Origin of the sequence: Marinobacterium alkalitolerans, assembly GCF_017776525.1 — a bacterium.
GTDB lineage: Bacteria > Pseudomonadota > Gammaproteobacteria > Pseudomonadales > Balneatricaceae > Marinobacterium > Marinobacterium alkalitolerans.
In genome coordinates, this window is sequence record NZ_JACVEW010000014.1 from 20844 (window position 1) to 47205 (window position 26362).

Sequence of the window (26362 nt, forward strand, 5' to 3'; positions counted from 1 at the left end):
ACACCATGTTTGAAGTGCATGAACGTTTGGGGACTCACTGTCACGGGCCCATCGCGGCGCGCGTGACACTGACCCATGACCAGCGCGACCGCGGTCGTCTCAAACTGACCAGCGATACGGGCGAAGAGGTGCGTGTCTTTCTGGAGCGTGGCAAGCCGCTGTTGGTGGGTGAATACCTGAAATCCACCTGTGGGCGGCAGATTCTGGTGGAAGGGGCCAAAGAGCCGGTGCTGGAAGCACGCAGTGATGACTGGCACACCTTTGCCCGTGCCTGCTACCACCTGGGCAACCGCCATGTGCGCATAGAGGTGGGGGACCGTTGTCTGCGCATCAAGCCGGATCATGTGCTGGAGGAGATGCTGCAACTGCTGGGGCTGGAAACCCGCCAGTGTGAAGCCGTATTCATGCCGGAATCCGGAGCCTATGCCCATGGCCACCACCATCACGACCACTGATCACGCTCTGCTGCGGCTGCTGCAGCTGAGCAGTGTCAGCTTGCCGGTGGGCGGCTACGCCTTTTCTCAGGGACTGGAGTACGCCATCGACGCGGGCTGGGTTCGCAAGGCTGATCAGGTCGAAAGCTGGCTGGAACAGCAGCTGCTGCAGTCCGTGGCGCGTACCGATCTGGCCCTGCTGCGACTGTCGATGGAGGCCGACAGCGAGTGTCGCTGGCGCGAACTCAATGACCTGTCGCTGGCCTGCCGCGAAACCCGCGAGCTGCGCCTGACCGACTCTGCCATGGGGGAAGCGCTGCGACGGGTATTGAACAATCTCGGCATCGACGTGCCGGAGGCACTGCAGCAGGAGGTCAGTTTCATCCTGCTGTTCGCTTTTGCTGCACGGCACTGGGCCATCGCGCTTGATGCGGCGGCACTGGGACTGGGCTGGTCCTGGCTGGAAAACCAGGTGGCGGCCGCGACCAAACTGGTGCCGCTGGGGCAGACCCAGGCCCAGCAGCTGTTGAATGACCTGCAGCCGCTGCTACCCCGGGCAATCGAGACGGCCCGCAATCTGGACGAAGACTTTATCGGCGCTGGCCTGCCTGCCCTGGCGATCGCCAGCAGCCGCCACGAAACACAGTATTCACGGTTGTTCCGCTCCTGATGCGGCACCACCGGACACAAGAGGAAATAGACATGAGCAAACCCAAACAGACATTGCGTGTCGGCGTTGGCGGTCCGGTCGGCTCCGGCAAAACGGCACTGCTGCGTTCACTCTGTGCCGCCATGCGCGAGTACTACGATATCGCGGTCGTGACCAACGATATCTACACTCAGGAGGATGCCAGGTTTCTGACCGAACACGAAGCACTCAGCGCCGACCGTATCATGGGCGTGGAGACCGGTGGCTGTCCGCATACCGCCATCCGTGAGGATGCTTCCATGAATCTGGCGGCGATCGATCAACTGGTGGCGCGGCATGGCGCGCTGGATGTGGTGTTTGTCGAAAGTGGCGGCGATAACCTCAGCGCCACCTTCAGCCCGGAGCTGTCGGATCTGACCATCTACGTGATCGACGTCTCCGCCGGTGACAAGATTCCGCGCAAGGGTGGTCCGGGCATTACCAAGTCGGACCTGTTGATCATCAACAAGACCGACCTGGCGCCGCTGGTGGGGGCCTCGCTGGAGGTGATGGACCGGGATGCACGCAAGATGCGGGGCGATCGCCCCTTCATCTTCGCCAACCTGAAAGCGGCCAAGGGTCTGGATGATATTATCGGCTTTATCATCGAAGAAGGGATGCTGGAAGCCAAACAACTGCCGCCAGCCCGCGCGGTGGTGTGATCAAATACAGCAATAGCGTTTGAAGGAGATAACCATGAAAAAGTCACTGATTGCAGCCGTTGCACTCCTCCCGGGCGTTGCGATGGCGCACAGCGGACATGAAGTATCAGGGTTCGTGAGCGGGCTGGCGCATCCGGTGGGGGGCGCAGACCACCTGCTGGCGATGCTGGCGGTTGGCCTCTGTGCCGCTCGACTGGGTGGGCGCTCCCTCTGGCTGGTGCCTCTGGCATTTGTCAGCGCGATGGTGCTGGGTAACGCGCTGGCGCTGTCCGGTGTCAGCCTGGGCATCACCGAGCAGGGCATTGGCCTGTCAGTGGTCGTGTTGGGCCTGCTGCTGGCGCTGGCGGCACGCTTCGCGACACCTGTGTGCATGGCGCTGGCCGGTGGTTTTGCCCTGTTCCATGGTTTGGCCCATGGCGCTGAAATGCCGCTGAGCGCGAGTGGTTTCAGCTATGCGGCCGGCTTCGTTCTGGCCACCCTGGGCCTGCATCTGTCGGGTGTTGTGTTTGGCAAGCTGGGGTCTGAGGCGAAAGCCAACCTGTTGAGCCGCGTTACCGGGGGAGCCATCGCGCTGACCGGCGTGGCGATGGTCGCCGCCTGAACCTCGACTGAGGTAGACTGTTCAGCATCCGCTGAAGGAGAGCGCCGGATGCTGAACACACTCAATTTTCGTCATCTGTACCATTTCTGGGTCGTTGCCCAGGCCGGCAGTATGGCCAAGGCCAGCCGCATGCTGAACCTGGCGCCGCAAACCTTGAGCAGTCAGGTGGCTGCGCTGGAAAGTGAAATTGGTGGCTTGCTGTTTCGTCGCGAAGGGCGCGGATTGAAGCTGACCGATCTGGGGCAGCAGGTACAATCCCATGCTGACGAGATCTTTGAAGCGGCGGAAGCCCTTCAGCAGCTGTTGCAGACCCCCTCCGACGAACGTCCCTTGCGTCTGGCCGTGGGGATCTCGGCCTCCATTCACAAGCTGATCGCCTGGCACCTGATTGAACCGGCGCTGGAGCAGAACCGGGAAGTGAATCTGGTCTGTGAAACCGGCCGCACCCCCAACCTGTTGAGTGACCTTCACCGGCGTGACCTGGATATCGTGCTGACGGACCGCCCACCGGCACTGGAGCCGGATGCGCGAGTGTTTCTGCATGAACTGGGACGTTCACCCATGTGCCTTTTTGCTGCACCGGCACTGGCGCAAAGCCTGAAGCCGGGTTTTCCGCACAGCTTGAACGAGCAGCCCTTCCTGGCCAATGCCGTGGATGCCCCTTACGTAAGCGAGCTGATGCAGTGGTTTGCGGATCAGGGCGTCAGCCTCTCCATGCGCGCACAGGTGGACGACAGTGCGCTGATCAAGGTGCTGGGCCACCACGGCCTTGGCGTATTTGCTGCGCCGGAGGTGATAGCCGAGGAGGTGTGCCGTCAGTATCAGGTGGAATTCATCGGCCGGGTGGATACGGTCTATGACCGCCTGTATGCCATTACGCGTGGTGCTCACCCGCAGCATCCGGCGGTGCAGGCGATCTGTCGACAGCAGGTGGGTCATTCATCGAAAAAATCTGACAAAAAAGATGAATAAAGCTGCTTTTTTCTTTCGCTATCCTTGTCCAATATGAAGTTGTGATTAAACGAGACGAGGAGTCCGATCATGAAAGCGATCCATAAATACCGTCTTGAAGCATCTGACCGTGCGACCCGCCTGCAGCTGAAAGAAGGGTACCGTGTGGTGCGATTCGAGTACTTGGTAGCGGAGAAAGGACTCTTCATGTGGGTGGAAGAGCCGCTGCGCGCCGACGTGCCCCTGTGTGATGCGTCCTTCAAGGTTGCCATGACCGGCAAGCCGGTGGCCATGGACTACGAATACATGGATACGGCGCTGGACCCCTTTGGTCCCGAGGCCTACCACCTGTTCCGCATCGAATCCGAGAAGTACCTGGAGCCGGCACCTGAGCCCAAGTGGGTGCACCACGCGGCCTGAAGCAGACAGTGATAAAGCAGGGATAAAAAAGCCGGGGAGCGTTCCCCGGCTTTTTTGTTACAGGCTGGTTTGAAGCTGCTCGAACCGCTGGTGCAGTTCGAGGAAGTGCCAGTGATAGGGCAGGGTGTACCACTCGAGTGCCAACGCCTGCAGGGCTGCGGGAGTCGGTTCATCGTCCTGTTGCTCAAGCGCCTGACTCAGACGTTCCATCTGGTAGGCCATGCGCAAGGACTCGTCTTCTTCCGGTGAGGCGACACCCAGCAGGATCTCCAGCCGAATACACAGCTCCCGGGCGGCACGTTCGGTGTCCACGAGCTGCGCTTCGATGCTGCGTGAGCCGGCGCTGATCGAGCGAATGGCCTCGAGCCGCTGCCCCATGCGCTCACGCCAGCGGGCACCCGGTGACGGGCCGGTGATCGCTTCTGTCAGCAGGGTGGACAGGGTTTCACTCTGGCCATCGGTGGCCAGCTCTTCTTCTGCCTGCGTGGCCAGCTGGTCCAGACGCTGCAACGCCTGAATCTGATCGTTGCCCAGCGGCTCCTGTTGGCGTTGAGCCCGGGCGCTCTGCTGCGCCTTGGCTTCGGATTGGCGTTCAGACTTGAGACGACTGAAAATCACGTCGCATTCTTTGCGGAACGCCTGCCAGAGGGCACGCTCTCGGCTGCGGAAGGTCGGTCCGGCCGCTTTCCATTCGCGCTGCAGCTGCTTGGCTTCCTGTGCGGCCTGGCTGATATCTTCAGCTTGGGCCAGCTCAGCCGCTCGCTCGATCAGGGCTTCCTTGGTGTCCGCGCAGCGCTGGCGATGTGCCTTGATACGGTTGTCCAGATCACGCAGCAGAGCGTTAAAGGTCTGCTGCAGGGGCTTGCCGGGGGCGCGATCAACGGGCGCGAACTGACGCCACTCGTTGCGGGCCGTACGGCTGACCGCTTCCACGGCGGGCCAGTCAGCCTGCTCCCAGTCCATCTGCTCAATGTAGGCCGTGAGCTGCTCACAGATTTGCTGGCGCTGCTGCAGGTTGTACTCACGCTGCTTGCGCTGGGAGGCAAACCAGGCCTGACAGGGCTCGTAGGCTTTTTCACCGGCCTCGTGGAAGCGTTTCCACTGTTTCTGAGAGTGCACCGGATCGGTGGCATCGACCTGTTTCCACTCCTGCTGCAGAGCGCGCACGCGATCAGCCAGTGCCTGTGGCGCCATTTCGGTACCGATCAGCGCTTCCATGCGTTCACAGAGCGCGTCTTTCTTCTCGGCAGCCGCGAATCCCTGCCAGTCACGCAGTTCGGCCAGCCGTGCGTTGAGCTGGCGCTGGCGGTTCTCCAGCGTATTCGGCAGTGCCGGGGCAAGTTCACCGGTTTTGTGCTTGAGGCGAGCATTCAGCTTGTCGGCTTCCAGCACGTTCCCCTGTTCGATCAGGGTTTCCAGCTGGTCCAACAGCGATACGATCTCGTCACTTTGCTGACGCGCGGCCTGCTTGAGACGGGACTGGTCCTGACGCAGGGTTTCGATCAAGTCATTGAGTGACTGCAGGAGAGCAGGAGCCGCCACGGAACGCGGCCAGTTGACGGCGGCCGCGAGTGTTTGAGCAGAGGACAGGCGGCTTTTTGCAGCCCCGTCTTCCTGCGCCAGCAGGTGCTCAATCTCGGGGCGTGCGGTTTCAAAACGTTGGCGGGCTTCAAGGGCCTGTTGAAGCGGCTCGATCAGCGTGTTTTTACGCTGTTTGAACTCGGGGCTGAGCCAGTCCGGGTTCAGGGCCTGCCAGGCCTGCTCCACATTGGCCAGCTCGATCGCCAAGTCTGTATCGGTGTTCACGTCCAGCGCATCGAGCTGATCCAGCAGGGCTTGAGCGGTTTCCAGCTGCTGCTCACGACGGGCACGTGCCTCGGCCTCGGCGGCTTCCTCGGCCACAAGTCGCTGCAGGCGCTCGTTCAGTTGCTGACTCAGTTCAAGGAAGCGGGCATGCAGTTCGTCTTCCTTGTGCAGCAGGCTGTCCCACTCCTGATAGGCCGCCTGTGCCCGTGCCTGCAGAAACTGGGTATCTTCGGTCATCAGCAGTTGATGCAGCTGGTGGATCAGCTGCTGACGGCGCTGTTCGTTCTCGGCCTGCTGACGGGCTTCCTCGCGCAGTGCCGTGAGCTTGTCACGGGAAATACGATGTACGGTTTTGTCACGTCCACGGCTGGCACGCTGAACCTGCTCAAGCAGAGAGGTGTTGCTCAGGCGCTTCACAGCCGCCTTGCGCGTGTCGGCCACCCGTGCGTGCAGCGCCAGTTGAACCAGCAGGTGTTCATCGTCCACATTGCCCAGGCTATCGGGCTTGAGGCCGTTGGCGTTGAGAATAATCTGAGTCCGTGCCGAGTCGTCGTGTACCTGTTCCAGCAGGCTGAAAATGGAGGCGCTGGGGGCATTGTCGTTGAGGCATTCACCCACGCGCTGGCCGGCCTGTTCGCGTACTTCGGGGTCTGATGAGGCAGACAGTACCTGCAGCAGCGAATCCGTGTCCTGCAAGCGCTGCACGGCGCTGATTCGAACCCGTGGACTGCTGTCGGACAGCGCCAGTTGGCGCAGAATCGATAGCTGATCAGGCTGGTCAGGGCTCAGTTTTGCCACAGCACTGATACGAACGTCCGGGTCTGAATGACGCCACTTGGGTTTAAACAGGTTTGCAAACATCAGTCACCACTACCACAGGAGAGTCCCGCAACCAAAAGCTCGGAGGTGAACGGGCGGGTCGCTATTCTAACGGTCTGGCCAGCGCAAGGGGAAGCCTTGACAGCGGCTGAATCAGGGCCGGAATTGATAAAATTACGTGGCTGGCGGTTGGTTACACGCTTAGATCAACATGTTGAACCGTCCCCGATCCTCCTGATTCTGATAGGAAAATGCTGGTGGAACGGATCACTCCGAGGCGGTTTTCGGTGAAGTCGGGGGTGATGGAAAATTCGGTGGGTGTGCCGGAGACCATGATGGCTCCCACATCCTGGCTGCGCAGGTCATACAGCTGGCCACCCTGGCTGTTGGGGACCCAGAGTTTGAGTTGGCTGAAGATGGCATCGCCCGAGTCGATGAAACCATTCCGGTCATCGTCATAGGCCGCCAGCTCGGCGAAGCCGTCGCCGGTCATGGCGCCAAAGAGCTCGCTGCCGTCGTTGATCTGGCCGTCACCGTTTTTGTCCAGCGCGATAAACGCCCGGTTGCCGCTGAGGCCCGGGATCATCTCCACCTGACCGTCGGCGTCCAGATCGAACTCGTAGCGTGCGTTGCTCAAGGATGCACTCTGACCATCGAAGTTGATCACCAGCGGGTCCTGCAGGCGACCGCCCAGGGTGGCGCTCAGTCGCTGGTGCGTTTCGGCAGAGCGCTCCATGCGCAGTTCCAGATCAAGGCTGATACGGCGACCATCGGCCGTCAGGATGGTGCCCTGCGCCGAAAAGGCGGTGGCTTCCTGTTCGCTGGCACTGAAGGTGCGGGTCAGTTCCAGTGTCAGCCCGCCGTTTTCGAGGCTGGGGGCTTCTTCACTGCGCGACAGGTTCAAGGCAGCCTGCTCTTTCTGACCCGTGTCGGTCGGTGCGTCGGCTCCGACCTTGATGCCGCCCAGTGACTTTCCGGTCATGGCCTGATGCAGTCGATTGATGATCTCAAGGCGCAAGCGGTCATCCTGGCTCATCTGCAGTCCATCTTCCGTCAGTGGCTGCGAGGCGGCGCTGATCATGACGGGAGCAGGGGGAATATAAAAAGGCGTCTCTTTGGCAGACTGGCCATCTGCCGAGTAGGTGGGGGCGGGGCCTGCGGCGTCGGGGCGAGCTGAGGCAGAAGATTGCTCGGCCTGTGACTGCGCCGCCTCCGCCCGCCGGATACGCATCTGAAGCTGCTCTTGCTCGGTGCGTGCGTACTCTCGCTGCCCCTGTAGCTCAAGCTGAAAGCCCTGAATTTGCATCGCCAACCCCTCTTGGTATTACCAGAGGTATCGGCTGGAACCGAAAAAGGTTTAGTCGGGCTCAGGCGGGAATGAGTTCCACCTCACCGTCGGTGTAGACCCAGAGGCCGTTTTCACGTTCAAAGTTGGAGCGCTCGTGCAGAATGGCGCTGCCCTCGGGGCTGTCAAAGGAGGCCTTGAATTCGACCATGCCGGTCGTGTCATTGGTGCCACCCTGCTCGGTGCTGACGATTTCCAGCCCGGTCCAGGTGGTGACCTGGGTCTGCTCGGCCAGCAGCTCCGCATCGCCGGGTGAGCGTTTGCGGCTGGCGGTGGTTTCGATCAGGTAGTCGATGGCGCCCAGAGCAAAGGCACTGTAACGGGAACGCATCAGTGCTTCCGCGGTAGGCGCGGGCTTGCGACCGGTCAGTGCCGGCTGGCAGCAGAAGGCAAAGGGTTTGCCCGAACCGCAGGGGCAGCGTGTTTCCATGTCCTTGTCGTCAGTCAGCATGCACGTGATCCCTCAAGGCTGAAGTGTTAATCTGGCGGCTTTCCAGATCTAAGCATTCCCCAACTGAAAAGTCGAGACGGCGAATAGATGGCACAGGCGAGCACCGAGACCTTTTACTGGCATGATTACGAAACGACCGGCACCGATCCGGCTCGGGATCGGCCGCTACAGTTCGCGGGTATTCGGACGGATGCCGATTTAAATATTATCGGCGAGCCTCTTATGCTGTACTGCCGTCCCTCCGAGGATGTCCTGCCGCACCCTCAGGCCTGCCTGGTCACCGGTATTACGCCCCAGACCGCACTTCAGGAAGGCGTGTGTGAGGCAGAGTTTATCGCACGTATTCATGCCGAGCTGTCAGCTCCGGGAACCTGCGGGGTGGGGTACAACAGCATCCGGTTTGACGATGAAGTCACCCGCTATACGCTGTACCGCAACTTTCACGACCCTTACGCACGGGAGTGGCAAAACGGCTGCTCGCGCTGGGATATCATCGATATGCTGCGCCTGACACGCGCACTGCGCCCCGAAGGTATCGAGTGGCCGGAATATGAAGACGGAACCCCCAGCCTCAGGCTGGAGGATCTGACCAAGGCCAACGGCATTGATCATGGCAGTGCGCACGATGCCCTGTCGGATGTGTATGCCACCATTGCGGTTGCCAGACTGGTGAAAGAACGCCAGCCCAAGCTGTTTGAGTATGTGCTGCGCAATCGGGGCAAGCGCGCCATTCAGGCGCAACTGGATGTGGCACGCATGAAGCCGGTGCTGCACATCTCCTCCCGCTATCCGGCGGGGTGGGGGAACGCCGCCATCGTGGCGCCGGTCGCGGCGCATCCGACCAACCGTAACAGCACGCTGGTGTGGGATCTGCGCGAAGACCCTACACCTTTGCTCGACTTGAGCGTGGAGCAGCTGCGGGAGTTGATTTTTACCCGTCATGACCAGCTGCCCCCGGATGCGCCCCGTATCCCCCTGAAGCAGGTGCTGGCCAACAAGTGCCCCATCATTGCGCCGGCGGGCATGCTCACCAAAGTGGAGGCGGATCGCTTGCAGATTGACGGTGACACCTGCCGCCAGCATCTGCAGATACTGCGTTCTGCCACTGGAGTTGCGGCCAAAGTGGCCGATATCTTTACCGATAGCGGCTTTGAATCTGACGGTGATCCGGACCACATGCTCTACAGCGGCGGCTTTTTTTCTGATCATGACCGCAGCCTGATCGAGCAGGTCCGAATCTCTGACCCCAATCATCTGGATCAGCTGGATCTGGCGTTCCAGGACCCGCGTCTGGAGGAGATGTTGCTGCGCTACAAGGCACGCAACTTCCCGCACACGTTGACGGAAGAAGAGATACAGCACTGGGAAGAATACCGCAGCCGTAAGCTCCTGCAGGGCGAGGCGGGCTGTTACAGCTTCCCCAAACTGTCGGAAGAGTTGAATACGCTGGCGCAGAACCCGGATCTGTCTGAACGGGACCGCCACATACTGGAGGAGCTGGCACTCTATGCCGAGTCGATCTACCCCGGTGAAATCTTTTAGCTACCTGCTCGGAGTACTGGGCCTGCTGCCACTGACTCTGACGGCGCAGGAGCTGGAGCCCTATGACGTGACCCCTGTTGACGGCTATTCAACCGGGATGACGCACGGTCGCGATGTGTATGAAGGTATGGACCGAGGCGATATCGACCGCGAACCCATGCGTGAGGTGGCCTATCACAATGAAGACACTGAACTGCCTCCGGTGCAGCTTGTGTATCCGTCTGATCCGCCGCCGATTCAAGAGGTGGTGGTCAGGCCTGATCCCGAGCCTGAGCTGCGTGGCGAGCACAAGGTGTTCGAGCAGATCCGGATTGATGTGGCGATTGCCCGCTGCATGTTCCAGAACGAGTGTACGGAAGAGGTCAAGAAGATACCGGGCGTCTATCTGGAAGAAAATCAAACCGGGGACAGCGTCTGGCAAGGGCAAGCGGGCGACGGGCTTGAAGTGCTGACAGAAGGGCCTTCTGCCATGCCGCAGCCCAGCGAGGGCCAGGCCGGCAGTGAAGAGGATGCAGCCTCTGGTCCCCTGCGGCCTGGACGGATTTTCGTGGAGGAGCCGGCGCAGTAATTACTGTGCCGGGATCCCCAGCTGGTCCCGTTTCAACTGCGCCAGTCGTGCGTCGTCATCACTCAGTGCCTGTTCCTTGACCTCCGCCTCCACGGTTTCACCGAAGCTGCGAATCAGCAACTGGCGTGACAGCAGTTTATCCAGCAGAGACAAGAGCTCATCACGGTCCACCTGCTGAGCGGCCTCACTCAGGCGCGCACGGGTGTCGAACTCGATATTGTCTCGGTCCAGCTCCCGCCAGAGCCGGTTGGTGCGATCCGTCAGGCTGGTGTCACGCTGATTGATGCGGGCCAGCAGGCTCTGCCGGTAACGCTCCAGCATGGCGTCATCCATCTCGGCAATCATCCCGGACATGCGCTCGAGAAAACTGTTGTACTCGTACGCCAGGGTGTAGGGATCGGTTGAGGGTGACTGGACCACCAGTGCCAGACCGGCCCGCTCACGCACCGGCATGAAACGGGCAAAGACGATATACCCATACTGCTTCTCGGTTCTGAGCGTCGAATAGAAGGGGGTAGACAGCATTTCACTCAGCAGCGCCACGCCCGCGCGGGTACGCAGGCTGTCATTCGGGGTTTGCAGGTAGAGCAGGGCCGATGCATCACTGTGCTGGGTGGCAAAGCTGTCGATCAGGGGCTCGCCTGTTGGCAGTGTCAGGATATGGGGCTTTTCGGCCTGCCAGCCCATCACATCGGGCTGCAACTGCTCACGTGTTTGTGCTGCCATGGCGGTGGCCGTTTCTCGACTGAGGTTGCCGTGGGCAAACAGGCGCAGCTCTGCCGGTTTCAACCACTGGTGATAGCTGCCGGCCAGATCATCAAGCGTCAGATCTTCCAGCGCTGAGAGTTTCTGCTCTGTCGACCAGGTGCCCAGCAGGTGCTGGTAAAGGTGGCTGAAGCCCTGTTCGTAGGGCTTGTCCTGGCGGCTGTTTTCAATCTGCTCGCGCAACTGGCGCTTGATGCGCGCAAAGCGACGAGTATTCATATCGGGCGATTTCATCGCTTCAAGTACGGCGGTCAGCAATACCGGCTGGCGGTCACTGAAACCGGACAGCTTCAGGCTGATGCCGCGCAGGTGGGGGTAGAGGTCAACGGACAGCCCGGCCAGGCTGGCATCATAGAGCGTGGTATTCAGCTGGTCCTTCACCATCCGGGTATAGAGCTCCGCCAGCAGGGCATGGCGTGGGGACTGGTTGGCGACCGGTGAGAGCAGCGTGAAGTAAAAGTCAGCCTTGGGCCGCTTGAATGTCTGGTCGGACAGGTACCAGAGTACGGCGCCGGGCTTGGCCCAGGCCGCGATGGGGGTCTCCATCGGCTCGGACTCGACCAGCTCCAGCTGCTCCGGAATAAACGGGTTGCTTGCACGTACGTGCAGCGCCGCTTCCACGGGCGGGTGCTGCCAGTAGAGCAGGCGTGAGGGCTGAATCGGCGTCAGGCTGTAGGCCGTTTCATAGCGCGGCTCGATTTGGTCCGTCTGAACGTCCTGACCCGCCAGCGTCAGCAACAGGTTATCCGGCGTCAGTCGGTTCAGGTACGCCTGAATCAACTGGGCATCGAACTCGCCCAGATGGTAGTCGGCCTTGAGCAGGTACTCGGTAGGGTAACGCTTCAGGGCCTGCGACAGGCGCATGGCGGTGTGCGTAGGCTGGCCGGGTTGAGCGAAGCGGAACTGAATTTCGGCCAGCTTGCGCTCTTCGTTATACAGGGCCGGGTCAACTCCCTGCTGGCGCAGGGTTTCGATGAAGCTGAAGGTCCAGCTGGTGATGGCGTCGATTTCGTCCCAGCCGGCCTCGGTCAGCTCAATATCGATACGGAACATGGCCTGTCCCGGCAGATCCATGGCCGGATAGGCAGACAGCCCGCGGGCCAGTCCTTTCTGTTTGAAAAACTCCAGCAGGCTGCCTTCCCCTTCATAGCCGATCAGGCTGCCGATGTAATAGAGGGGCTTCTGCTCCCAGTGCGAACGGGTGGCCGGTACCGGAAAGCTCAGGCTGAGGGTGCGTGTTTCGCGCAGGGTCTGGATATTGAGCTGCGCCGGTAAGCGGTCGTCCGGGTACAGGGGGACAGTGTCGGTGTAAGGGGTGGCGGCGCGATTCTCGATACTGCTGAAGTGTGAACGCACCAGTGTTTCCAGTTCTTCAACAGGCTGAGGACCCACCACGGCCAGCGTCATCAGATTGGCAGAATAATAGCGTTCATAAAACCGGATCAGCTCGTCACGGATGGTGCTGTCATCAGCGTCGGAGAGCGTATCCAGACTCCCCACCATGAAGCGGCTGTAATGATGTTCCGGGTTCATCACCTGTTTGGCCACTTCGTGCATGCGACGGCCGTCATCCCTCAGCTTGGCCTGATACTCGGAGTGCACCGCATGGCGCTCCCGATCCACATACTCGGGGGTAAAGAGAGGGGCAATGAAAAACTGTGCAAAGCGGTCGATCGCCTGCGGCAGGGCAGAGGCTTCGACATCGAAGAAGTAGTTGGTGTCTTCGTAGGCGGTGAAGGCGTTATGGCTGCCGCCATGTGAACTGATGAAATGCTGGTAACTGTCGGCCTCGGGGTACTTCTCGGTCCCCAGAAACAGCATGTGCTCCAGAAAGTGGGCAAGGCCCGGCCGCTGCTCAGGGTTGGCGTTGGAGCCCACATCGACATTCAACGACACGGCGGTCTTGTCAGCTCTCGGGTCCGATACCACCACGGCTTCCAGACCGTTGGGCAGAGTCAGTGCCTTGAACTGGCGCGCTTCGAGAGGACTGGTGATGATCTCGGCACGGACGGTTGCCGCTGCCACCAAAAACAGAATCAGGCTGACCAGGATGCTGGCGCGTCGCAGTTGAATCATTATCCCTCTCTCGACCGGAAACGTGTACGAACATCTGAGACAGGCATCTGCCGGATGGGTTCCCGTGTCCGGGAGCGTGCAGAGTGGCCGGCCAGCCTATACAATTCTTCGAAGTCTACAGGATAGGGAAGCTGACCATGAACCGCGAAAAGGTGATCTTTGCATTTTTTATCGTCTTGGCGCTGACGCTGAACTTCGGGTTTGTGCTCGGAGAAATTGATAATGCCGAGCACCATGACGTCTTTGAGCTTTTCGCCGCACTGGTCGTCAGCCTGATCTGTACCGTGCTCAAGTTTGGTGACCGCACCCATCTCGGTGCCCTGATGCTCGCCACCAGCCTGGTGGCCGATGTACAGCTGGTGATTGCTGCCGTCTTCTGGGGCTACGGGGAGCAGGTGGCCGCAACGGGCATGACGCCGAAAATGATGGCCAGTGTGGTCTCTTTCGCTGCCGGCGCGCTGGTCGCGAACCTGATTTCAGTGATTCTGCTGGTGGTCGAAACCGCACTGGTTCGGCGCTGAACCATGAATAACCTGGTATTCCTGTTCATGCGGCGCCTGAGGGCGCCGCTGATCACGCTGATTACGGTGTACGCCATTTCCGTATTCGGCATGACGCTGATTCCCGGCCGGGATGCGGATGGGAATGTCTGGTACATGGATTTTTTCCATGCCTTCTACTTCGTGTCCTACATGGGCACGACTATCGGCTTTGGCGAACTGCCCTACGAGTTCACGGATGCCCAGCGCATGTGGGTGACCCTGTCGATCTACGCGACGGTGATCAGCTGGCTGTACGGGATCGGACAGACACTGGCGGTGTTGCAGGAGCCCATGTTTGGCCGTCTGATGCGGTTGCGCGGCTTTCGCAATCACGTTCGTAACCTGAGAGAGCCCTTTTACCTGGTCTGTGGCTACGGCGTAACCGGCAGTATCGTTGTGCGGCGGCTGGTCAATCGCGGAATACGTGCGGTGGTGATTGATATCGAACAGGACCGGATTGATGCGCTGGAGCTGGATAATCTGGAGATCCCCGTGCCGGCCCTCTGTGGCGATGCCTCACTGCCCGATATTCTTGATCACGCCGGTCTGCAGCACTCGCACTGTATCGGAGTGCTGGCCCTCACCAATAACGACAACGTCAATCTTTCGGTGGCGATAGCCAGCAAGTTGCTGGCCCCCAAACGCCAGGTGATTACACGGACCAATGCCGAAGTGACCACGGCCAATATGGCGTCCTTCGGCACCGATATGATCGTCGACCCCTTCAGGGCCTATGCCGAATATATGGCGCTGGCGGCCCGCTCGCCCCATAAGCTGCTGGTGTTCGACTGGCTGATGAATCCGCGCCATCGCACCCTCTCCAGTGCCTACAAGCATGTGCCCGGGCGCTGGATTATCTGTGGCTATGGTCGATTCGGGCGCGCATTGGCGACAGCGTTTGCGGCCGAAGAGATGGAGATGACCATCATCGATCCCAGCCCCGGTAACCTGGCGGCCGTCAAGCAGGCGGTGGTAGGCGTGGGCACCGAGGCCCATACGCTGCGTGAAGCCGGGGTGGAAACCGCCGTAGGCATTATCGCCGGTACAGATAACGATGCGGATAACCTGTCCATTATCATGACGGCCCGGGAGCTGAACCCGAAGCTGACCACCGTCGTGCGTCAGAACCTGCATGAAAACAGTCTGGTGTTCCGCAACAGTCGGTGTGATTTCGTGATGGAGCCCGGTCGCATCATCGCCAACCGCATTCTGGCGCAGCTCAAGACGCCGTTGCTGGCACGCTTTCTGGAACAGCTGCAGCTGCGTGATGATGTCTGGGCTCATACGCTGGTGAACCGCATGAGCAGTGTGGTGGGGGATCAGGAGCTGGACAGCTGGGCGGTGAGTGTTACCCCGTCAACGGCACCGGCAGTCATGGCGCTGATGGACGAGCGCAGCATCAGCCTGCGCTATCTGGGCAAGGATCCGCGCCAACGTGATCGACAGCTGGCCTGCTTCCCGCTGCTGATCAAAAGCGGCGAATCGATCAAGCTGCTCCCCGGTGAGCTGCACGAGTTGCAGGAAGGCGACGAGATCCTGTTCTGCGGCCTGTCCTCGGCCAAACGCCAGATGGAGTGGAGCGTGAACAACTACAACGTACTTCATTATCTGTTGACCGGCGAAGACCCGCCCCATAGTCTGCTGGCTCGACTTGTTCGCCGCCATGATCAAGAGAGTGCTTGATGCCTTATCTGCTGTTGATTCTGACGACTCTGTTCTGGGCCGGCAACTTTGTGCTGGCCCGTGCCATCCATCTGGAGATGCAGCCGGTCACGCTGGCCTTTCTGCGCTGGGGGATTGCGCTGCTGTTGATCCTCCCCTGGTGGCTGCCACGCGCCTGGCGCCAGCGGGACATCCTGCGGGATAACCTGCCCATTCTGTGCCTTCAGGGCGTGCTGGGGGTGGCCTGCTTCAACACGCTGGTCTACTTTGGCGTCCAGTACACCCAGGCCAGCAATGCCATGCTGATGCAGTCAGCCGTACCGGTGATGATTCTGCTGCTGGGGGCACTGTTCTTTGGTGAACGTGCCAGCATGCGGCAGTGGCTGGGCGTAGGGCTGTCACTGGCGGGCGTGCTGGTGCTGGTCAGCCGGGGAGAGCTTGGCACTCTGACCGGGTTTGCGTTCAATCAGGGGGACCTCTGGATCTTTCTGGCCATGCTGAGCTGGTCCTCCTACACCCTCAGTCTGCGCTGGCGTCCCAAGGCGCTGGACGGGCTGACCTTCTTTGGCTTTTCCGTGCTGGTGGGTGTCGTCGTGCTGCTGCCGGTGATGCTCTGGGAGCAGGGGGGAGAATTTTCGGTACCCGGCGGGGAACCCTTCTGGCTGACGGTGCTCTATATGTCAGTTTTCGCGTCAATACTGGCGTTCCTGTTCTGGAACCTGGGGGTTGAGCGACTGGGAGCACCGACGGCGGGCCTGTTCATACACCTGATGCCCATGTTCGGCTTGCTGCTGGCGACGGTTTTTCTGGGTGAGCGCCTCGGGCTCTATCACCTGGTCGGCGTCGTACTGATATTTACCGGGCTTTATATTGCAATTCTGGCGCAGGCACTGCGCCGATTGGGACGTACCACACCTGAGGAGACATAATGCGAACCCTGATGACAACCTTTTTTGCCCTCGTGCTTGGCCTGGCGATGGTGCCGGACGTGGCAGAAGCCAAACGCCTGGGTGGCGGCTCAAGCTTTGGCAAGTCGTATACGACAACCAAAAAAGTCTCACCGGCTCCCAGCCGGGAACAAACCGCTGCCAAGACTGGTACCACGACCAACACGGCAACCAAATCACGTGGCTTTGGTGGCCTGATGGGCGGCCTGTTGGCGGGTGGCCTGCTGGCAGCACTGTTCATGGGGGGCGCATTCGAGGGCATTCAGTTGATGGACATCGTGCTGATTGGTCTGATCGGCTTTGTGCTGTTCAAGCTCTTTGCCGGACGCAAGCCTCAGCGGGAGCCGGCGTATGCCATGCCCGGAGGCACCATGGCGCGTCAGCAGCCTGAACCCGCACCGGCACCGGCGCGCTTTGGCGGCCTGGGTGGCAACCCCGGCCTCGCATCAGCGCGCCTGACGTTGCCTGAGTGGTTTAACGAAAAAGCCTTTGTGGACGGGGCTCAGCAGCACTTTATTCATCTGCAGAAAGCCTGGGATACGCAGGACTGGAGCGAAATCCGGGACTACATGTCGGACGAGATGTTTGAGGCCCTGCAGCGTGAGCGTGCCAAGCTGCCGGCCGAACAGCATACTGCCGTTGAGTCTGTTATGGCAGAGCTGGTCAACTTCATGGATGAGGGTGATCACGTGGTGGCCAGCGTTCACTTCTATGGCTGGATTGCCGAATCCGGTCAGCCCCTGACTGAATTCAGTGAAATCTGGCACCTGCACCGTGATATGCAGGTGGACAACGCCGACTGGAAAATCGTGGGTATTGAGCAAGCCTGATCCCCGGAGGCGAGAAAGTACGCTTTCTCGCCTTTTTTTGGTGCATTTTTGAAGCATTTTGCACCATCAAGAGTCATTTCTGCCGACCGTTCTGGTCAAGTGTCGTCATCCTGATCCGCTTTATCCACGTTGCACTGATTTGGCGCAGTTATTGCTAATGAGAGCTTATCGTGTTTCGGGAGAAGTAATCTATGACGACACTCAAAAGCTCTCAGATGCAGTTGTCCAAGGCTGAACGACACTGGCTGCCCTGGCTGGGGGGTACCGGCAAACTGGCCATGCGCTGGTCCTGCTGGTTGAATCGGCGTCAGCTGCCGGTTGTCGAGCAAACCTTTGAAAGCGTGGCCGAGATTCGAGTCAAACTGCTGAAGGACTGGGCAGGGGCCCAGTGGGAGCTGTTGGAATCACTGGCGGAGCAGGTCGATACCGAGCACCCTAAGAGCAACGAAACACTCTTTCGTCACAAGATGCAGCAGGCCGTGGACTGGTCCGAGCTGGCCTATGTGGATACGACCGGACGCGTTCTGCTCTCAAGTGCACATGGACGCACCGGGGCCAATGATCTGAACCCCGCGGCAGTGAAGGAGGGCTTGAAAGCGCCCTTCCTGCATGGCCCCTATCGTGATCAGGTGACGCTTCAGTTGGGGCCCAGTTCATCGCGCTTCCACGATGCGGTGACGCTGATGTTCTACCAGCCGGTTATCAGGAACGGCAAAACCCTGGGGCTGGTCTGTGCTCGGGTACCCAACGACGTGCTGGGCGACCTGATTCAGCGTGAAGCCGGTCATATTTACCCCGAGTCGGGCGACAACTACCTGTTCATGGTGGACTCCCGCTTTGACCCCTCCATTGAGCAGGGGATCGCACTGTCACGCTCACGCTTTGAAGACGATACCTTCTCACACGGTGAAAACCTGAAAAGCGGCATTCACACCAAGTGGGGCACGGTTGGGGTCCGCGAGCATACCGAGTTCGAGATTCGCTTCACCGACCCGGCTACCGGCAAGCTGCACCCCGGTGTCCGCGAGACCATTCGTAAAGGCAGCAACCTCTACGTTGCCTACCCGGGCTACTCTGACTATCGCCATATCCCGGTCATCGGCAAGGGCGTGACTTTCACCATGCCGGGTTCGCGTGACCGCTGGGGCATGATGTGCGAGTCCGATCTGGAGGAAGTGTATCGCCGCCGCTCCATCAGCACGCGCATGTTCGGCAGCCTGACCGCATCACTGGGGCTGGGCTTGAGCGCCAGCTATGGGTTGCAGTATTGGCTCGGGCTGGGACAGTTGACCGGCATGCTGATCAACTTTGCGTTCGTGATGCTGTCGGTGCTGCTGTTCTGGCGTATCGGGCTCAAGCCTTTGTCTCGTCGGCTGGATGAGATGACAGGCGTGATTCGTGACCTTGCGGAGGGGCAGGGTAACCTGCGCCAGCGTTTGGACAGCGAAGGAATCGTGGCGGATGAAACGGGGGACCTGGCGCGCTGGGTCAACAGTTTTGTCGATAACCTGGACAGCATTGTCGGGCAGGTCATTCGCGCCTCCGGCGATGTGGGTGAAAACAGTGAGCAGATGCAGGCACGCAACCAGGTTGCACTGGAAGCGGCCGGCTCGGTGGATCAGGCCGCCGAGCAGATGTTGTCGCTGGTTGAATCCCAGCTCACCGAAATCAGCCGCGCATCGTCGACGGCGGAAGTGATGAAAGAAGCGATGGACAAGGTTGTGCGCCAGGCGCGGGAGCAGTTTGAATCCGTGCGCTCAGGGACACAGGCGATCCGCGATATCGTGCAGACCTCGGCCCAGCGGGTGCAGGCGCTGAATGAGCGCACCACCGAGATTGATGAAATCGTGACACTCATTACCGATATCACGGCGCAAACCAACCTGCTTGCACTGAACGCTGCGATTGAGGCCGCACGTGCCGGTGAGCATGGCCGTGGCTTCTCGGTTGTGGCTGACGAGGTGCGAGGGCTGGCGGCTCGGACTGATGAGGCGGCACGCGAAATCGGGGCGCGGGTTGAACGCATTCAGACCGAAAGCAGTGAAGCCGTTCGGTTCATGGAATCCGGTGTGGAAGACGTGGACCGCAGTCTGACGCTGGCTGAGCAGTCCACCTCCGACAATTCGGAGCTGCACGATACCGTGGCGGAGATGTTCGACATCATCAAGCATATCGATCAGCACAGTCAGGAGCATGGTGGTCACGCCCGCTCGGTCGCTGAAATTACCACGCGCATGAACGAGGCCTTCAGCGCCCTGCAGCTCAGTTCGGATCAGGTGAAGGGGACCGCAGGCAAGCTGCAACAGCTGGTGGGTGCCTTTGAGGTGAGCTCGGTAAACAAGTAACGCGCTGTTAGTCTGACTATTTCGAGCATTCAGGAGGCCCCGAGCGGGCCTCCCTGTTTTGAGTGCAAGCAAAGAGGATGGCTCAACAAAACGGTGCATTACAGCTGCTTTGTGAAGAGTAATCAGCGCTGTCGGCTTGCTTACTTTTCGACAAATGCCCGCTCAATCACGTAATGACCGGCTTCACCCGCACGCGCTTCCCTGAAGCCCTTCGCATCCAGAATTTCCGTCAAATCCTTCAGCATCGCCGGGCTGCCGCACAGCATGAAGCGGTCTGTTTCCGGGTTCAGATCCGGCAGGCCAATATCCCGCGTCAGCTTTCCGGTCGTGATGGCATCGGTCAGGCGGCCCTGATTGCGGAAGGGCTCACGGGTCACGGTCGGGTAGTAAATCAGCTTTTCACGCACGATATCGCCGAAATATTCGTTGTTCGGCAGTTCATTCTGAATTCGGTCCTGATAGGCCAGTTCGGACACATACCGTACGCCGTGCGTCAGGATCACGTTGTCGTACTCGTCGTACACATCCAGATCCTTGATGATGCTCAAAAAGGGCGCCAGACCCGTCCCCGTGCTGAGCAGATACAGGTTTTTGCCCGGCAGCAGGCTGTCGGTCACCAGAGTGCCAACCGGCTTCTTGCTGACCAGCAGTTCATCGCCCACGGCCAGATTCTGCAGATGTGAGGTCAGCGGCCCGTCCTGAACCTTGATGGAGAAGAACTCCATCTCGTCTTCATAGTTGGCACTGGCGATGCTGTAGGCGCGCAGCAGAGGCTTGTTATCCACTTCAAGGCCAATCATGGTGAAGTGGCCATTTTTAAAACGCAGACCCTGGTTCCGGGTGGTGGTAAAGCTGAACAGGGTGTCGTTCCAGTGGTGCACGCTTGTCACTGTTTCACGGATCAGGTTACTCATGGTTCTACTGCTTTCCTGTATAAATTGACCTTGCAGACAATACTAGCGCCCTCCAAAATATCGATAAATCAGGTTGTTTTGATATCTGTATTCGGTTTTATCGAAAAAGGCTCGTTATGCGTTACTCACTGCGCCAGCTTGAGGTGTTTGTCGCCATCGCTCATCAGCAGAACCTGACCCGTGCAGCCGATGAGCTGGCCATGTCCCAGAGTGCTGCCAGCAGCTCACTGAAAGAGCTGGAGAGCCAGTTCGGGCTGCAGCTGTTTGACCGTATCGGTAAACGCCTTCAGCTGAATGAGCAGGGCCGTTTACTGAGACCCCAAGCTGAAGCGCTGCTGGCGCAGGCCCGTGATTTTGAGCAGAGTTTGCTGCAGCACGCCGAAGCCGGCCCGCTCAACGTGGGGGCCACCCTGTCCATCGGCAACTATCTGGCCGTAGGCTTGATGGCGCAGTATATGGATCGCTATCCGAAAGCCAGTCTGCAACTGGACGTTGCCAATACTCGAAACATAGTTGAGCGGGTGCTGAACTTCGAGCTGGATGTTGGCCTGATTGAAGGTGAACTGAACCATCCGGATCTGGACATCCTGCCCTGGCGACAGGACGAGCTGACGGTGTTCTGCCACCCGGAGCATCCATTGGCGCAGCAGCAGAGGGTCTCCGATGCTGATCTCCTCGAGGCCCGCTGGATACTGCGTGAGGCCGGCTCCGGCACCCGTCAGACCTTTGATCGGGCGATGTCGGGGCTGCTGCCGGATCTGACCATTGCCATTGAGTTGCAGCATACCGAAGCCATCAAACGTGCGGTGGAAGCGCGTTTGGGCATTGGTTGCCTGTCGATGATAACGCTGACCGATGCGTTCAACCGTGGCAGCCTGAAACGTTTGCAGGTGCCCGGCCGGGATTTCAGCCGCCAGCTCTACCTCATCATTCACAAGCAGAAATACCGCAGCGCGGGTATCAACGCCTGGCTTGAGCTTTGTCTGCATCAGCGTGAAAGGGGGTAACCAAACCGATTGAAGCAGATGTCGGTACAAGTCATATCGTCTATTTTGTTAAGTAGACCCCTGACTCCCGTCTGCAGTGATTGCAGGGCATAAGTGAGGTAATCGAGTGATGCAATATCATCTGAATGGGTTCAAACCCGGCAATTACGAGATTCCCGATGAGGTGAGAGAGCCTTACCCCAACCCGCCGATAGAGGATCTGCCCGGTGAAGTGGATGTACTGATTGTTGGCACCGGTCCTGCGGGTTTGACGATGGCACGGCAGCTGTCCGAGTTTCCTGATATCAAGACATGCATTGTTGATATGGAGCCCGGCCCTCTGCTGTTCGGGCGTGCTGACGGCATCTCCTGTCGCACCATTGAGATCATGGAAGCCTTCAACAGCAGCGAAATGGTGGTGAAAGAGGCCTACCAGCTGAAACAGAATGCGTTCTGGGAGCCGGATAAGGATAACCCCGAGAACATCAAGCGCACACACAAAATCCCGGATGCCCGAGCCGGACTGTCCGAGTTCACCCATAGCATTGTGAATCAGGCCCGTTTGCATGAACTGCTGTTGGACGGTATGGAAAGGTCTGTCACTCACCTGCGCCCGCACTACAGCCGTGAACTGGTGGAAATGACCATTGATGACAGCCTGACGCAGGACCTTGAGGCTTACCCCATCACCGCCACGTTCAAGCGCAGTAACGACGCAGGAGGCGGAAAAACAGAAACCGTCAAGGCACGCTTCGTCGTTGGTACCGATGGTGCCAGAAGCAAGGTGCGCAAAAGCATGGGGATTCCCCTGCTGGGCGATTCCGCCAATAAAGCCTGGGGCGTGATGGACATTCTGTTGAACACGGACTTCCCGGATATCCGTGTCAAAAGCTTTGTCCAGTCGAAAAATCATGGCGCAGTCATGATTATTCCCCGTGAAGGTGGCTACCTCTGCCGGTTCTATGTCGAGCTGGACCTGCTCGAGAAGGACAAGCGTGCTGCGGATGTGAAGCTGACCGAAAAAGACCTCATCGCCAAGGCGCAAAGGATATTTCACCCCTATACCCTGGATGTGAAACAGGTGGCCTGGTGGTCTATCTACGAGGTGGGTCAGCGCATTGCCGAACGCTTTGACAATCGTCCCCTGGACAGCCCGGAAGACGTTATACCCCGGGGGTTCGTGGCCGGTGATGCCTGCCACACGCACAGCCCCAAGGGCGGCTGGGGCCTGAATACCTCCCTGCCGGACACCTTCAACCTGGGCTGGAAGCTGGCGGCAGTACTTCAGGGCAAATGCCATCCCAGGCTGTTGAGCACCTACGGCCCGGAGCGGCGCAAAGTGGCACAACAGTTGATTGACGCCGACCGCGAGCTGTCAAGGCTGGTGGCCACACGACCGACTGCCGACGATAACTCCCACCAGGCAAAGGTCGACACGGCCAAGATTGAAGCTTTCATGAAGCGGCAAAGCGGCTTTGTTGCCGGCACATCCATAGAGTATTTCCCGTCCTATATCTGTACGGGGCAGGAAAATCAGCATTTGGCCAAGGGCTTTCATATCGGTCAGCGCTTCCATTCGGCGGAGGCCACGCGCGTTGCTGACGGCAGGGTCCAGCACCTTGGGCATCTGGTAAAAGCCGACGGGCGTTGGCGCATTTTTCTGTTTGGTGATAAGCAGGATCCGACAGACCCCGCTTCAGCGGCCTATCAGTTCATCGATTTCCTGGCCAATGATCCGTCTTCACCGGTACAGAAATATACCCCGAAGGGCGCTGACATTGATGCGGTGTTCGATACCTATGCTGTTTTCCAGCAACAGGACCTGTCGGTGCAGGAGATGCAGGACTACCTGTGGCCGGCAAAAGGGAAGTTTGGCCTGCGTGACTATGAAAAAGTATTCCACGCTGAAGAGGGGAACGACATCTTTGATCTGCGCGGGATTGATCGCGCTCAGGGCTGTGTCGTGGTTGTAAGGCCCGACCAGCATATCGCGGCCATCCTGCCGGTGAGTGACCATGAAGCGCTGTCGCAGTTTTTTGATGTCTTCATGATTGAACCGAAATGATGTTCCGGGGCGTCGCAAACAGCGTCCCGTGCTCACTCAAAAGGGGGCCTGCGCCCCCTTGTATCTATTCTGTAGCGAGGGTTGCGGCCCTTACTTCGCGGGCGGCTCGTCGCGCAGGAATACCCAGGTATCGCCCTTGCTCTCATCGGCACTGAAATAGTACCCCTCAAGATCAAACGCCTTGAGGTCTTCAGGCGTATCAATCCGGTTCTGGATCATATAGCGGCTCATCAAGCCGCGTGCCTTCTTGGCGTAGAAGCTGATGATCTTGTACTGACCGTTCTTGTAGTCCTTGAACACCGGCGTGATCAGGCGGGCGCGAAGGGCCTTGGGCTTGACGGCCTTGAAGTATTCGTTGGAGGCCAGGTTGACGACCACATCCGTGTCGGATTGCTCAAGCTCGTCGTTCAGCGATTCGGTGATCAGGTCACCCCAGAAATGGTACAGATTATCGCCCCGTGCATTGCTCAGCCTGGTGCCCATCTCAAGGCGGTAGGGCTCCAGCAGGTCGAGTGGGCGCAACACGCCGTACAGCCCGGACAGAATGCGAAGATGGTCCTGTGCGAAGGCGAAGTCGTCCTCGCTGAAGCTTTCCGCATCAAGACCGGTATAGACGTCGCCCTTGAAGGCCAGAATCGCCTGGCGGGCGTTATTGAGATCGTGTTCCGATTGCCAGCTTTCATACCGCGCCACGTTGAGGCTGGCCAACTTGTCACTCAGCTTCATCAGATCCGCCACGTCCTGCACTGACAGCTTGCGCAGGGTTTCGATCAGCATGGCTGAATGTTCAGTAAAACGAGGCTGGGTGTGGGTTTCAGTGGCAAGCGGCGAGTCGTAGTCCAGTGTTTTAGCTGGAGAGACCAGTGTCAGCATCTGTGGCGAATCCTCGATCAAAATAGTTCAGGGAGCGGGCGCACCCGCTCCGATATGTGAATCAGGCGTGCAGGCTGGTGTTCAGTTCATCCACCACTTCTGCCCAGTCAGAATCGCTGGTGATGGCGTCGCGCAGAAACTCGGCCTGCGCCTCGCTCCAGAAGGAAGCCTCGTGCAAAGGCACTTCATCGCTGAACAGTTGGTGCGTGCGAATGAACTGCTCAATGGAATCCTTGTCGCTGTCGAGCCCCAGTTGCTCGAACAGGGCTGTAAACGTATGGGTGGATGTGTCCATGTGTGCCTCCGAATCAGTGGTCGGTTTTGACACTTTCATTATGGCCATGTCGGGCCAATTGTCAAAAGTTGACTATTTTACTCAGTCTTTTCCCGAGCCTTCATGGCCTGTCGCAGCATCAGGCTCAAAACCGCACCCGCCAGGACCAGCAGGGAGTTGGCGATGGGTGTTGCCTTCAGTTCCAGTACAGTAATGGTCCCGGCGGCAAACAGGAATCCGCCCATCAGGCAGAGTGCTGCGATGACCATCAGGTAGGCCAGCGTGGCCGGTGTCAGTGGGCGTGTCAGTAACAGCAGCAGAAGAGCAGGTACGACAAACCCGCTGAGGGTAATCAATGAAGGCAGGTATTCATCCATAAACCGGTTCGATCTCCGTATCAGTTGAGCATTACACAGCGCGTTGGAAAGCCAACTTGTGTATCATAGCCTTTTGCGAAGTGCAGGGTCATCCCAGACCCGGGCAGGATGAATCGACTGACGAGTAAATGATGACTAAGAAAACCGTTCTGACCGGTATTACAACGACCGGAACCCCCCACATCGGCAACTATCTTGGCGCAATCAAGCCGGCAATTGAAGCGAGTGAAAACCCCAACTTCAACAGCTACTTCTTTCTGGCTGACTTTCATGCCTTGATCAAGTGTCAGGAACCAGAGCGGGTTGCACGCTCCACACGTGAAATTGCCGCCACCTGGCTGGCGCTGGGCCTGGACACCGACAAGGCCACCTTTTACCGTCAAACCGATATTCCCGAAATCACCGAGTTGACCTGGATTCTGACCTGTCAGACCTCCAAGGGCCTGATGAACCGCGCCCATGCCTACAAGGCGTCCGTCGATGCCAACCGTGATGCGGGCAAGGAAGACCTGGACGATGGCGTGACCATGGGCCTGTTCAGCTACCCCATTCTGATGGCGGCGGACATCCTGATGTTCAATGCCGACATCATTCCGGTCGGCAAGGACCAAGTACAGCACATCGAGATGGCACGTGATATCGCGGGCCGTTTCAACCACCTGTTCGAGCCGCTGTTCACGCTGCCGCAGGCGCAGGTCGATGAAGAGACCCAGCTGATTCCGGGGCTGGACGGACGCAAGATGTCCAAGAGCTACAACAACACCATCCCCCTGTTCTGCAGCGCGGATGAACTGCGCAAGCTGATTAACCAGATCGTGACGGACACCCGTGAACCGGGCGAACCCAAGGATCCGGATAACACACTGATGCACCTGTACCGCTGCTTCGGTAATGAAACCGAGAGTGCGGCCATGCGCCAGCGCTTCCTGGAAGGGATCGCCTGGGGGGATGCCAAGAAAGAGCTGTTCGAGTTCATGGATGCCAAGCTCAGCGAACCCCGTGCGCGGTATAACGAGCTGATGAACGACCTGGGTGAGGTGGAAGCGATTCTGCACAAGGGGGCCGAGCGCGCACGTGAATATTCGGCGCCGTTCCTGGATCGTGTACGTCATGCCGTGGGTATCCGTTCCCTGACCGATAACGGCCCTGTTCAGCAGCAAAGCGCTCCCAAGGAGAAGGAAAAATCGGCCGAGGAGCTGGCACGCGCCGAGGAAGGGCGCCGCCGTGCGATCCTGATGCAGATCAAGCCGCTGCTGGACCAGGTTGAGCAGGCAGACGACAAGGCGGCTGCCGCCAGGGCACTGGTTGCCGAAAAGACGGCAGAGGTCGAAAAACTGAAAAAGAAAGCGCGGCAGAAGGCTCAGAACGAGCTGGAGCTGCTGACTGAAGAGTTGTCTGCGCTGCTCTGAGGCGCGCATG

The 26362-nt window shown here is 59.1% G+C and carries 24 protein-coding genes; 16 read left to right on the forward strand and 8 right to left on the reverse strand.

The window, feature by feature from the left end; translation table 11 throughout:
* Positions 1–5: 5 nt before the first annotated feature.
* From ureE to H9C73_RS10115, 6 genes are all read left to right on the forward strand, one after another.
* Complete coding sequence (gene ureE / locus H9C73_RS10090; RefSeq protein WP_209287704.1) at positions 6–455, forward strand: urease accessory protein UreE; 450 nt, start codon at positions 6–8, stop codon at positions 453–455.
* On the forward strand, positions 430–1104 hold the full coding sequence (locus H9C73_RS10095; protein ID WP_209287705.1) for an urease accessory protein UreF: 675 nt from the start codon (positions 430–432) through the stop codon (positions 1102–1104). Before ureE ends, H9C73_RS10095 begins: the two co-directional genes overlap by 26 nt.
* 32 nt (positions 1105–1136) lie before the next feature.
* The gene (gene ureG, locus H9C73_RS10100; protein ID WP_209287706.1) at positions 1137–1784 is read left to right on the forward strand and encodes an urease accessory protein UreG; all 648 of its coding nucleotides are present in this window, start codon (positions 1137–1139) and stop codon (positions 1782–1784) included.
* 34 nt (positions 1785–1818) lie between these two features.
* Positions 1819–2385: a HupE/UreJ family protein gene (locus tag H9C73_RS10105; RefSeq protein ID WP_209287707.1), complete on the forward strand. Its 567-nt coding sequence runs from the start codon at positions 1819–1821 to the stop codon at positions 2383–2385.
* 48 nt (positions 2386–2433) lie between these two features.
* Positions 2434–3357: a LysR family transcriptional regulator gene (locus tag H9C73_RS10110; protein ID WP_209287708.1), complete on the forward strand. Its 924-nt coding sequence runs from the start codon at positions 2434–2436 to the stop codon at positions 3355–3357.
* A 69-nt stretch (positions 3358–3426) separates the two neighbouring features.
* Entirely contained in the window at positions 3427–3756 is a 330-nt protein-coding gene (locus H9C73_RS10115; protein ID WP_209287709.1) for a DUF7352 domain-containing protein, read from the forward strand.
* Between the two features lie 57 nt (positions 3757–3813).
* Here the strand turns inward: H9C73_RS10115 and H9C73_RS10120 are convergent, their stop codons facing one another.
* From H9C73_RS10120 to H9C73_RS10130, 3 genes are all read right to left on the reverse strand, one after another.
* Positions 3814–6423 (reverse strand): DUF349 domain-containing protein, encoded by a 2610-nt coding sequence (locus H9C73_RS10120; RefSeq protein ID WP_209287710.1) that lies wholly within the window; start codon positions 6421–6423, stop codon positions 3814–3816.
* 151 nt (positions 6424–6574) lie between these two features.
* Positions 6575–7687: an EF-hand domain-containing protein gene (locus H9C73_RS10125; RefSeq protein ID WP_209287711.1), complete on the reverse strand. Its 1113-nt coding sequence runs from the start codon at positions 7685–7687 to the stop codon at positions 6575–6577.
* Between the two features lie 61 nt (positions 7688–7748).
* A complete protein-coding gene (locus H9C73_RS10130; RefSeq protein ID WP_209287712.1) occupies positions 7749–8177 on the reverse strand; it encodes a YchJ family protein in 429 nt (142 codons plus the stop codon).
* 87 nt (positions 8178–8264) lie between these two features.
* Here H9C73_RS10130 and sbcB point away from each other — a divergent pair, with 87 nt between their 5' ends.
* Entirely contained in the window at positions 8265–9719 is a 1455-nt protein-coding gene (gene sbcB / locus H9C73_RS10135; RefSeq protein WP_209287713.1) for an exodeoxyribonuclease I, read from the forward strand.
* Positions 9685–10287 (forward strand): hypothetical protein, encoded by a 603-nt coding sequence (locus H9C73_RS10140; RefSeq protein ID WP_209287714.1) that lies wholly within the window; start codon positions 9685–9687, stop codon positions 10285–10287. Before sbcB ends, H9C73_RS10140 begins: the two co-directional genes overlap by 35 nt.
* Here H9C73_RS10140 and H9C73_RS10145 read toward each other — a convergent pair whose 3' ends face one another.
* Positions 10288–13128 (reverse strand): insulinase family protein, encoded by a 2841-nt coding sequence (locus H9C73_RS10145; RefSeq protein WP_209287715.1) that lies wholly within the window; start codon positions 13126–13128, stop codon positions 10288–10290.
* Positions 13129–13265: 137 nt separating this feature from the next.
* Between H9C73_RS10145 and H9C73_RS10150 the strand changes: the two genes are divergently transcribed.
* The 5 genes from H9C73_RS10150 to H9C73_RS10170 all read left to right on the forward strand — a co-directional run bounded on the left by H9C73_RS10150 (position 13266) and on the right by H9C73_RS10170 (position 19454).
* Entirely contained in the window at positions 13266–13649 is a 384-nt protein-coding gene (locus H9C73_RS10150) for a DUF6394 family protein (RefSeq protein ID WP_209287716.1), read from the forward strand.
* Between the two features lie 3 nt (positions 13650–13652).
* Positions 13653–15353, forward strand: a complete 1701-nt coding sequence (locus tag H9C73_RS10155; RefSeq protein WP_209287717.1) for a potassium channel family protein — start codon at positions 13653–13655, stop codon at positions 15351–15353.
* Positions 15353–16261, forward strand: a complete 909-nt coding sequence (locus H9C73_RS10160; RefSeq protein ID WP_209287718.1) for a DMT family transporter — start codon at positions 15353–15355, stop codon at positions 16259–16261. Before H9C73_RS10155 ends, H9C73_RS10160 begins: the two co-directional genes overlap by 1 nt.
* Positions 16261–17109, forward strand: a complete 849-nt coding sequence (locus H9C73_RS10165; protein ID WP_209287719.1) for a Tim44 domain-containing protein — start codon at positions 16261–16263, stop codon at positions 17107–17109. Before H9C73_RS10160 ends, H9C73_RS10165 begins: the two co-directional genes overlap by 1 nt.
* A 191-nt stretch (positions 17110–17300) precedes the next feature.
* Positions 17301–19454: a methyl-accepting chemotaxis protein gene (locus tag H9C73_RS10170; RefSeq protein ID WP_209287720.1), complete on the forward strand. Its 2154-nt coding sequence runs from the start codon at positions 17301–17303 to the stop codon at positions 19452–19454.
* Between the two features lie 140 nt (positions 19455–19594).
* On the opposite strand, the gene H9C73_RS10175 is transcribed toward H9C73_RS10170, so the two are convergent.
* On the reverse strand, positions 19595–20368 hold the full coding sequence (locus H9C73_RS10175; RefSeq protein ID WP_209287721.1) for a ferredoxin--NADP reductase: 774 nt from the start codon (positions 20366–20368) through the stop codon (positions 19595–19597).
* A 116-nt stretch (positions 20369–20484) separates the two neighbouring features.
* Here H9C73_RS10175 and H9C73_RS10180 point away from each other — a divergent pair, with 116 nt between their 5' ends.
* Both H9C73_RS10180 and H9C73_RS10185 read left to right on the forward strand, forming a co-directional pair.
* Positions 20485–21375, forward strand: coding sequence for a LysR family transcriptional regulator (locus tag H9C73_RS10180; protein WP_209287722.1), 891 nt, complete (start codon positions 20485–20487; stop codon positions 21373–21375).
* A gap of 109 nt (positions 21376–21484) precedes the next feature.
* Positions 21485–23419 carry an FAD-dependent monooxygenase gene (locus tag H9C73_RS10185; RefSeq protein WP_209287723.1) on the forward strand — a complete coding sequence of 645 codons (1935 nt, stop codon included), beginning with the start codon at positions 21485–21487 and terminating at the stop codon, positions 23417–23419.
* A gap of 90 nt (positions 23420–23509) precedes the next feature.
* On the opposite strand, the gene yaaA is transcribed toward H9C73_RS10185, so the two are convergent.
* The 3 genes from yaaA to H9C73_RS10200 all read right to left on the reverse strand — a co-directional run bounded on the left by yaaA (position 23510) and on the right by H9C73_RS10200 (position 24943).
* Positions 23510–24292, reverse strand: a complete 783-nt coding sequence (yaaA, locus tag H9C73_RS10190) for a peroxide stress protein YaaA (protein ID WP_209287724.1) — start codon at positions 24290–24292, stop codon at positions 23510–23512.
* Positions 24293–24353: 61 nt separating this feature from the next.
* Positions 24354–24587 (reverse strand): DUF2789 domain-containing protein, encoded by a 234-nt coding sequence (locus H9C73_RS10195; RefSeq protein ID WP_209287725.1) that lies wholly within the window; start codon positions 24585–24587, stop codon positions 24354–24356.
* Positions 24588–24664: 77 nt separating this feature from the next.
* The gene (locus H9C73_RS10200) at positions 24665–24943 is read right to left on the reverse strand and encodes a hypothetical protein (protein WP_209287726.1); all 279 of its coding nucleotides are present in this window, start codon (positions 24941–24943) and stop codon (positions 24665–24667) included.
* A gap of 131 nt (positions 24944–25074) precedes the next feature.
* Between H9C73_RS10200 and H9C73_RS10205 the strand changes: the two genes are divergently transcribed.
* Entirely contained in the window at positions 25075–26352 is a 1278-nt protein-coding gene (locus H9C73_RS10205) for a tryptophan--tRNA ligase (RefSeq protein WP_209287727.1), read from the forward strand.
* Positions 26353–26362: the final 10 nt, after the last annotated feature.

Bases quoted from the DNA above. Each gene is read 5' to 3' on its own strand.
- ureE (WP_209287704.1), top strand. From the start codon at position 6: ATGTTTGAAGTGCATGAACGTTTGGGGACTCACTGTCACGGGCCCATC.
- H9C73_RS10095 (WP_209287705.1), top strand. From the start codon at position 430: ATGGCCACCACCATCACGACCACTGATCACGCTCTGCTGCGGCTGCTG.
- ureG (WP_209287706.1), top strand. From the start codon at position 1,137: ATGAGCAAACCCAAACAGACATTGCGTGTCGGCGTTGGCGGTCCGGTC.
- H9C73_RS10105 (WP_209287707.1), top strand. From the start codon at position 1,819: ATGAAAAAGTCACTGATTGCAGCCGTTGCACTCCTCCCGGGCGTTGCG.
- H9C73_RS10110 (WP_209287708.1), top strand. From the start codon at position 2,434: ATGCTGAACACACTCAATTTTCGTCATCTGTACCATTTCTGGGTCGTT.
- H9C73_RS10115 (WP_209287709.1), top strand. From the start codon at position 3,427: ATGAAAGCGATCCATAAATACCGTCTTGAAGCATCTGACCGTGCGACC.
- H9C73_RS10120 (WP_209287710.1), bottom strand. From the start codon at position 6,423: ATGTTTGCAAACCTGTTTAAACCCAAGTGGCGTCATTCAGACCCGGAC.
- H9C73_RS10125 (WP_209287711.1), bottom strand. From the start codon at position 7,687: ATGCAAATTCAGGGCTTTCAGCTTGAGCTACAGGGGCAGCGAGAGTAC.
- H9C73_RS10130 (WP_209287712.1), bottom strand. From the start codon at position 8,177: ATGCTGACTGACGACAAGGACATGGAAACACGCTGCCCCTGCGGTTCG.
- sbcB (WP_209287713.1), top strand. From the start codon at position 8,265: ATGGCACAGGCGAGCACCGAGACCTTTTACTGGCATGATTACGAAACG.
- H9C73_RS10140 (WP_209287714.1), top strand. From the start codon at position 9,685: ATGCCGAGTCGATCTACCCCGGTGAAATCTTTTAGCTACCTGCTCGGA.
- H9C73_RS10145 (WP_209287715.1), bottom strand. From the start codon at position 13,128: ATGATTCAACTGCGACGCGCCAGCATCCTGGTCAGCCTGATTCTGTTT.
- H9C73_RS10150 (WP_209287716.1), top strand. From the start codon at position 13,266: ATGAACCGCGAAAAGGTGATCTTTGCATTTTTTATCGTCTTGGCGCTG.
- H9C73_RS10155 (WP_209287717.1), top strand. From the start codon at position 13,653: ATGAATAACCTGGTATTCCTGTTCATGCGGCGCCTGAGGGCGCCGCTG.
- H9C73_RS10160 (WP_209287718.1), top strand. From the start codon at position 15,353: ATGCCTTATCTGCTGTTGATTCTGACGACTCTGTTCTGGGCCGGCAAC.
- H9C73_RS10165 (WP_209287719.1), top strand. From the start codon at position 16,261: ATGCGAACCCTGATGACAACCTTTTTTGCCCTCGTGCTTGGCCTGGCG.
- H9C73_RS10170 (WP_209287720.1), top strand. From the start codon at position 17,301: ATGACGACACTCAAAAGCTCTCAGATGCAGTTGTCCAAGGCTGAACGA.
- H9C73_RS10175 (WP_209287721.1), bottom strand. From the start codon at position 20,368: ATGAGTAACCTGATCCGTGAAACAGTGACAAGCGTGCACCACTGGAAC.
- H9C73_RS10180 (WP_209287722.1), top strand. From the start codon at position 20,485: ATGCGTTACTCACTGCGCCAGCTTGAGGTGTTTGTCGCCATCGCTCAT.
- H9C73_RS10185 (WP_209287723.1), top strand. From the start codon at position 21,485: ATGCAATATCATCTGAATGGGTTCAAACCCGGCAATTACGAGATTCCC.
- yaaA (WP_209287724.1), bottom strand. From the start codon at position 24,292: ATGCTGACACTGGTCTCTCCAGCTAAAACACTGGACTACGACTCGCCG.
- H9C73_RS10195 (WP_209287725.1), bottom strand. From the start codon at position 24,587: ATGGACACATCCACCCATACGTTTACAGCCCTGTTCGAGCAACTGGGG.
- H9C73_RS10200 (WP_209287726.1), bottom strand. From the start codon at position 24,943: ATGGATGAATACCTGCCTTCATTGATTACCCTCAGCGGGTTTGTCGTA.
- H9C73_RS10205 (WP_209287727.1), top strand. From the start codon at position 25,075: ATGACTAAGAAAACCGTTCTGACCGGTATTACAACGACCGGAACCCCC.